This is a genomic window from Bradyrhizobium sp., assembly GCF_035484855.1.
GTDB lineage: Bacteria > Pseudomonadota > Alphaproteobacteria > Rhizobiales > Xanthobacteraceae > Bradyrhizobium.
The window spans coordinates 1-5,601 of the sequence record NZ_DATHOP010000277.1; the positions used below are offsets into that span (position 1 = coordinate 1).

The window sequence follows — 5,601 nt, forward strand, 5'->3', positions numbered from 1 at the left end:
GTGATGGCGATCTCGAGCGGGGTCCTGCGCCGCCATCTCGCCTCGCAAGGCGCCCTGCCCGCGCGTTCGCTGACCGCAGCGGTGCCGATTTCGCTGCGCGAGCAAGGCGATTCAGCCGCCAACAATCAGGTCTTCGGCATGATCTGTTCGCTCGCGAGCGACATCGAGGACCCGAAGGCGCGCATGCTCGCGATCATCGCCGAATCCTCGAAAGCCAAGGAGATGAGCAGCCCGCTGCGCCCGCTGATCCCGCATCTGAGCAATATCGCGCTGCTCGGCGCGCCGATGGTCGTGCAGATGCTCGCGCTGCTGTACAGCCGCTCGAACCTCGCCGACGTGATGCCCGCCGCGGCGAACGTGACGATATCCAACGTGCCGGGCCCGCGCCAGACCCTCTATGCCGTCGGGGCCGAACTGCTCAACATCTTCCCGGTCTCGATCGCGACGCACGGGCTGGCGCTCAACATCACCGTGCAGAGCTACCGCGACCAGCTGGATTTCGGCTTCATTTCCGGAGCCAACATCATTCCCCATGTGCAGGTTCTGTGCGACATGCTGCCGGCGGAATTCGAGGCGCTGGAGGCAGCCTTTGCGCCGCCGCCGGCCGAGATCAAGGGCGCCGCTGAATAAGGTTGTACGATGATCGAGATGCCGCCGCTGCAATTTGCGTCCACCAACGGGATTCGGATGGGCTATTACGAGGCGGGTCCTGCGACCGACGCCCCGCCGGTCGTGCTCTGCCATGGCTGGCCGGAGATCGCGTTTTCGTGGCGGCACCAGATCAAGGCGCTGGGCGAGGCCGGCATCCGCGTGATCGCGCCGGACCAGCGCGGCTACGGCGCGACCGAACGGCCGGAAGCCGTCGAGGACTACGATATGGAGCATCTGACCGGTGACCTCATCGGCCTGCTCGACCATCTGAAAATCGACAAGGCGATCTTCGTCGGCCATGACTGGGGCGGTTTTGTCGTCTGGCAGATGCCGCTGCGGCATCTCGACCGTGTCGCCGGCATCGTCGGCATCAACACCCCGCACACCAATCGCGCGCCGGCCGACCCGATCGAGCTGCTGCGCAAACGCTTCGGCGAGCACATGTACATCGTGCAGTTCCAGGATGCCGGGCGCGAGCCGGATCGTATCTTCGGCAGCCGGGTCGAACAGACCTTCGATGCCTTCATGCGCAAGCCCGCTCCACGCAGCGACGACGCGCCGGCCGAGCAGCCGGTCGCCGGCGTCGGCGCCTCGCCGCGGCTCAATCTGGCGTTCCCGCAGATGATCGCCAATTACGACGCCAGGCACGATCCGCGCACGCCGATCCTGTCGCCGGAGGAAAAGAAGGTGTTCGTCGATACCTTCACCAAGACCGGCTTTACCGGCGGCATCAACTGGTACCGCAACATGTCGCGCAACTGGCAGCGCTCGGCGGAACTGGACCACACCGTGCGGGTGCCATCGCTGATGATCATGGCCGAGAACGACCACGTGCTGCCGCCATCGGCCGCCGACGGCATGGAGAAGATCGTTCCCGATCTCGAGAAATATATGGTGTGCGGCAGCGGCCATTGGACGCAGCAGGAAAAGCCGGACGAAGTCAGCGCGAAACTGATCGAATGGCGTAGAAAGCGGTTCGGGTGAGATAATCGCCGGAGTCGTCATTCTGAGGTGCTCGCCCTCTTGGGCGAGCCTCGAAGGATGTGGCAACGGGTGCAAGCGGCCCATCCTTCGAGGCGCGCAAGAAAGTGCGCGCACCTCAGGATGACGCGCTGGTTATGTGGTGAGAAGGCAGGAGAAAATTTCGAGATGGCGTCGACCAACAGACTAAGCCCGATCCCGCATCCGCCGAAGAAGCCGGTGGTCGGCAATATGCTGTCGGTCGATTCCGGCGCGCCGATCCAGCATATGACGCGGATGGCGAAAGAACTCGGGCCGATCTTCTGGCTCGACATGATGGGCACGCCGTTTGTCGTCGTGTCGGGGCACGACCTGGTCGACGAGCTCAGCGACGAGAAGCGGTTCGACAAGGCGGTGAAAGGATCCCTGCGCCGCGTGCGCGCCGTTGCCGGCGACGGACTGTTTACAGCGTACACGAACGAGCCGAATTGGAGCAAGGCCCACAACATCCTGATGCAGCCGTTCGGCAACCGTGCGATGCAGTCCTATCATCCGAGCATGGTCGATATCGCCGATCAGCTCGTGAAGAAGTGGGAGCGCCTGAATGCTGATGATGAGATCGATGTCGTTCATGACATGACGGCGCTGACGCTCGACACCATCGGCCTATGCGGATTCGATTACCGTTTCAACTCGTTCTATCGAGAGGACTATCACCCGTTCGTCGAGTCGCTGGTGCGTTCGCTCGAGACCATCATGTTGACCCGCGGCCTTCCGCTCGAAGGGTTGTGGTTGCGCAACCGTAACCGCGACCTCGCAAGTGACGTCGCGTTCATGAACGCGATGGTCGATGAGATCGTCGCCGAACGTCGCAAGAACGCCGAAGCTGCCGAAGGCAAGAAGGACATGCTCGGCGCCATGATGACTGGCGTCGACCGCGCTACCGGCGAGCAGCTCGATGACGTCAACATCCGCTACCAGATCAACACGTTCCTGATTGCCGGACACGAAACGACCAGCGGTCTGTTGTCATGCACGCTTTATGCGCTGCAGAAGCATCCCGAGGTTCTCAGGAAAGCCTATGAGGAGGTCGACCGGGTGCTCGGGCCCGATATCGACGCCAAACCGACCTATCAGCAGGTTACACAACTCACCTACATCACGCAGATTCTGAAGGAGGCCTTGCGGCTGTGGCCGCCGGCGCCCGCTTATGGCATCGCGCCGCTCAAGGACGAGACCATCGGCGGTAAATACGAGCTCCGAAAGAACACGTTTGTTTTGGTCCTTTCGCTGGCGCTGCACCGCGATCCCAGCGTGTGGGGACCAAACCCTGACGCGTTCGATCCGGAGAATTTCAGCCGCGAGGCCGAAGCCAAGCGTCCCGTCAATGCCTGGAAGCCGTTCGGCAACGGCCAGCGCGCCTGCATCGGCCGCGGCTTTGCCATGCACGAGGCGGCGCTCGCCGTCGGCATGATCCTGCAGCGCTTCAGGCTGCTCGACGTCAACCGCTACCAGATGCGCCTGAAGGAAACGCTGACGATCAAGCCTGATGGATTCAAGATCAAGGTGCGTCCGCGGACCGAAAAGGATCGCGGCGCCCATGATGGCCCGGCCGCGGCGGCTGCCGCGACATCGGCGGCGGTGGCCGCGCCGCGTGCACGTACCCGGCCGGGACATAATACGCCGCTGCTCGTGCTCTACGGATCGAATCTCGGCACCGCCGAGGAACTCGCAACCCGCGTGGCCGATCTCGCCGAGGTCAACGGCTTTGCCACAAAACTTGCGCCGCTCGATGATTTTGTCGGCAAGCTGCCGGAGCAGGGCGGCGTCTTGATCTTCTGCGCCTCCTATAATGGAGCGCCGCCGGACAACGCCACGCAGTTCATGAAATGGCTGCGCGGCGACTTGCCGAAGGACGCCTTTGCCAAGGTGCGCTACACCGTGTTCGGTTGCGGCAACAGCGACTGGGCCGCGACCTATCAATCGATCCCGCGGCTGATCGACGAGCAGCTCGCGGCGCATGGCGCGCGTTCGGTCTATGCGCGCGGCGAAGGCGATGCCCGCGGCGATCTCGACGGCGAATTCGAGAGCTGGTTCGCCAAGGCCGCGCCTCAGGCGGTCAGGGAATTCGGTGTCGATTCGAGCTTCAGCCGTAGCGCCGAGGATGAGCCGCTGTACCAGATCGAACCGGTGCCGCCGTCGGCGGTCGGCGCGATCGCCGCACTCGGCGGCGTGTCGCCGATGATGGTCGCGGTCAATACCGAGCTGCAGAACAAGGCCGGCGCCAATCCCTCGGATCGATCGACCCGGCATATCGAGGTGCAATTGCCCGCGGGCACGAGCTATCGGGTCGGCGATCACCTGAGCGTGGTGCCGCGCAACGATCCGGCGCTGGTGGATGCGGTGGCGCGCCGCTTCGGTTTCCTGCCCGCCGACCAGATCAAGCTGCAGGTCGCCGAAGGCCGCCGCGCACAGCTGCCGACCGGCGACGCGGTCTCGGTCGGACGGCTATTGACCGACTTCGTCGAGTTGCAGCAGGTCGCGACCCGCAAGCAGCTCCAGATCATGTCGGAGCACACGCGCTGTCCCGTGACCAAGCCGAAACTGCTGGCCTTTGTCGGCGACGATGGCGCCTCGACCGAACGCTATCGCGCCGAAATCCTCGGCCGGCGCAAGTCGGTGTTCGATCTGATGGAGGAACACCCGGCCTGCGAGCTGCCGTTCCATGCCTATCTGGAAATGCTGTCGCTGCTGGCGCCGCGTTATTATTCGATCTCGTCGTCGCCGTCAGGCGATGGCGCGCGCTGCAGCGTCACGGTTGCGGTGGTCGAGGGACCAGCGGGTTCGGGGCGCGGTATCTACAAGGGTATTTGTTCGAATTACCTCGCTGGCCGCCGCGCCGGCGAGGTGGTCCATGCCACGGTGCGCGAAACCAAGGCCGGGTTCCGGCTGCCCGACGATGCCGCCGTGCCGATCATCATGGTCGGCCCCGGGACGGGGCTGGCGCCGTTCCGCGGCTTTCTGCAGGAACGTGCCGCGCGCAAGGCCAGGGGCGAAAAACTCGGTCCGGCGATGCTGTTTTTCGGCTGCCGCCATCCCGAGCAGGATTATCTCTACGCGGATGAGTTGAAGGCCTTCGCGGCCGACGGCATTACCGAGTTGCACACCGCGTTTTCGCGCACGGAGGCGCCGAAGACCTATGTGCAGAATCTGATCGCGGCACAGCAGGAACGCGTCTGGAGCCTGATCGAACAAGGCGCGATCATCTATGTCTGCGGCGACGGCGGAAAAATGGAGCCGGACGTCAAGGCCACGCTGGTCGCGATCTATCGCGAGCGCGCCGGCGCGGATGCGGCCGCGGCGCAACGCTGGATCGACGATCTCGGCACGAAGAACCGCTATGTGCTCGACGTCTGGGCGGGCGGATAAATCCCTGGTCGTCCCGGCGAACGCCGGGACCCATAACCACTGGTGTCCGTGGTTAAAGGGACTTGTTCAACAGCGTCGTTAAAGTCGCTCCGTCAAGGCGTATGGGTCCCGGCATACGCCGGGACGACGACGTGCAGGTGTTGCGCTATTTGTCGTCCAATGCCCGCTATCGCTTCGGCAATCGCTCGAAGGTCGGCAATCCCTCGGGGATCATGTGGAAATCCTGCTTGTCGATGGTGTAGATCGCCATCTGCGGATGGCCGAACAGGCTGGGGTCGTCGAGCGTGCCGATTTTCAGGATCGCGGCGGGTAATCCGGGCCGCCGTGTGATCAGGTGAGTGCCGCATTCGGCGCAGAAATCGCGCGTCACGGCGCCTTCAAGGTCACTGCGCGAGAACTGCTTCGGTGTTCCCTTGCTATAGCTGAAGCCGTCGATCGGCATCAGCGCGAACATGTTGGGACCGCCGCCGCTGATATACTGACATTCACGGCAGTGGCACTGCGCTTTCAACATCGGCTCGCCCTCGGCGACATAACGCACCTGGCCGCAATAGCATCCGC

At 63.7% G+C, this 5,601-nt stretch carries 4 protein-coding genes; 3 read left to right on the forward strand and 1 reads right to left on the reverse strand.

Annotated elements, in window-relative coordinates; translation table 11 throughout:
* The 3 genes from VK804_RS31490 to VK804_RS31500 all read left to right on the forward strand — a co-directional run.
* Positions 1 to 630, forward strand: a 630-nt coding sequence (locus VK804_RS31490) for a WS/DGAT domain-containing protein (RefSeq protein ID WP_325752197.1), incomplete at its 5' end; no start/stop codon positions are given.
* Positions 631 to 639: 9 nt separating this feature from the next.
* Positions 640 to 1,635 (forward strand): alpha/beta hydrolase, encoded by a 996-nt coding sequence (locus VK804_RS31495; RefSeq protein WP_325752198.1) that lies wholly within the window; start codon positions 640 to 642, stop codon positions 1,633 to 1,635.
* A 165-nt stretch (positions 1,636 to 1,800) separates the two neighbouring features.
* Entirely contained in the window at positions 1,801 to 5,040 is a 3,240-nt protein-coding gene (locus VK804_RS31500) for a bifunctional cytochrome P450/NADPH--P450 reductase (RefSeq protein WP_325752199.1), read from the forward strand.
* Positions 5,041 to 5,206: 166 nt separating this feature from the next.
* On the opposite strand, the gene VK804_RS31505 is transcribed toward VK804_RS31500, so the two are convergent.
* A partial coding sequence (locus VK804_RS31505) for a GFA family protein (RefSeq protein ID WP_325752200.1) occupies positions 5,207 to 5,601 on the reverse strand: 395 nt, incomplete at its 5' end.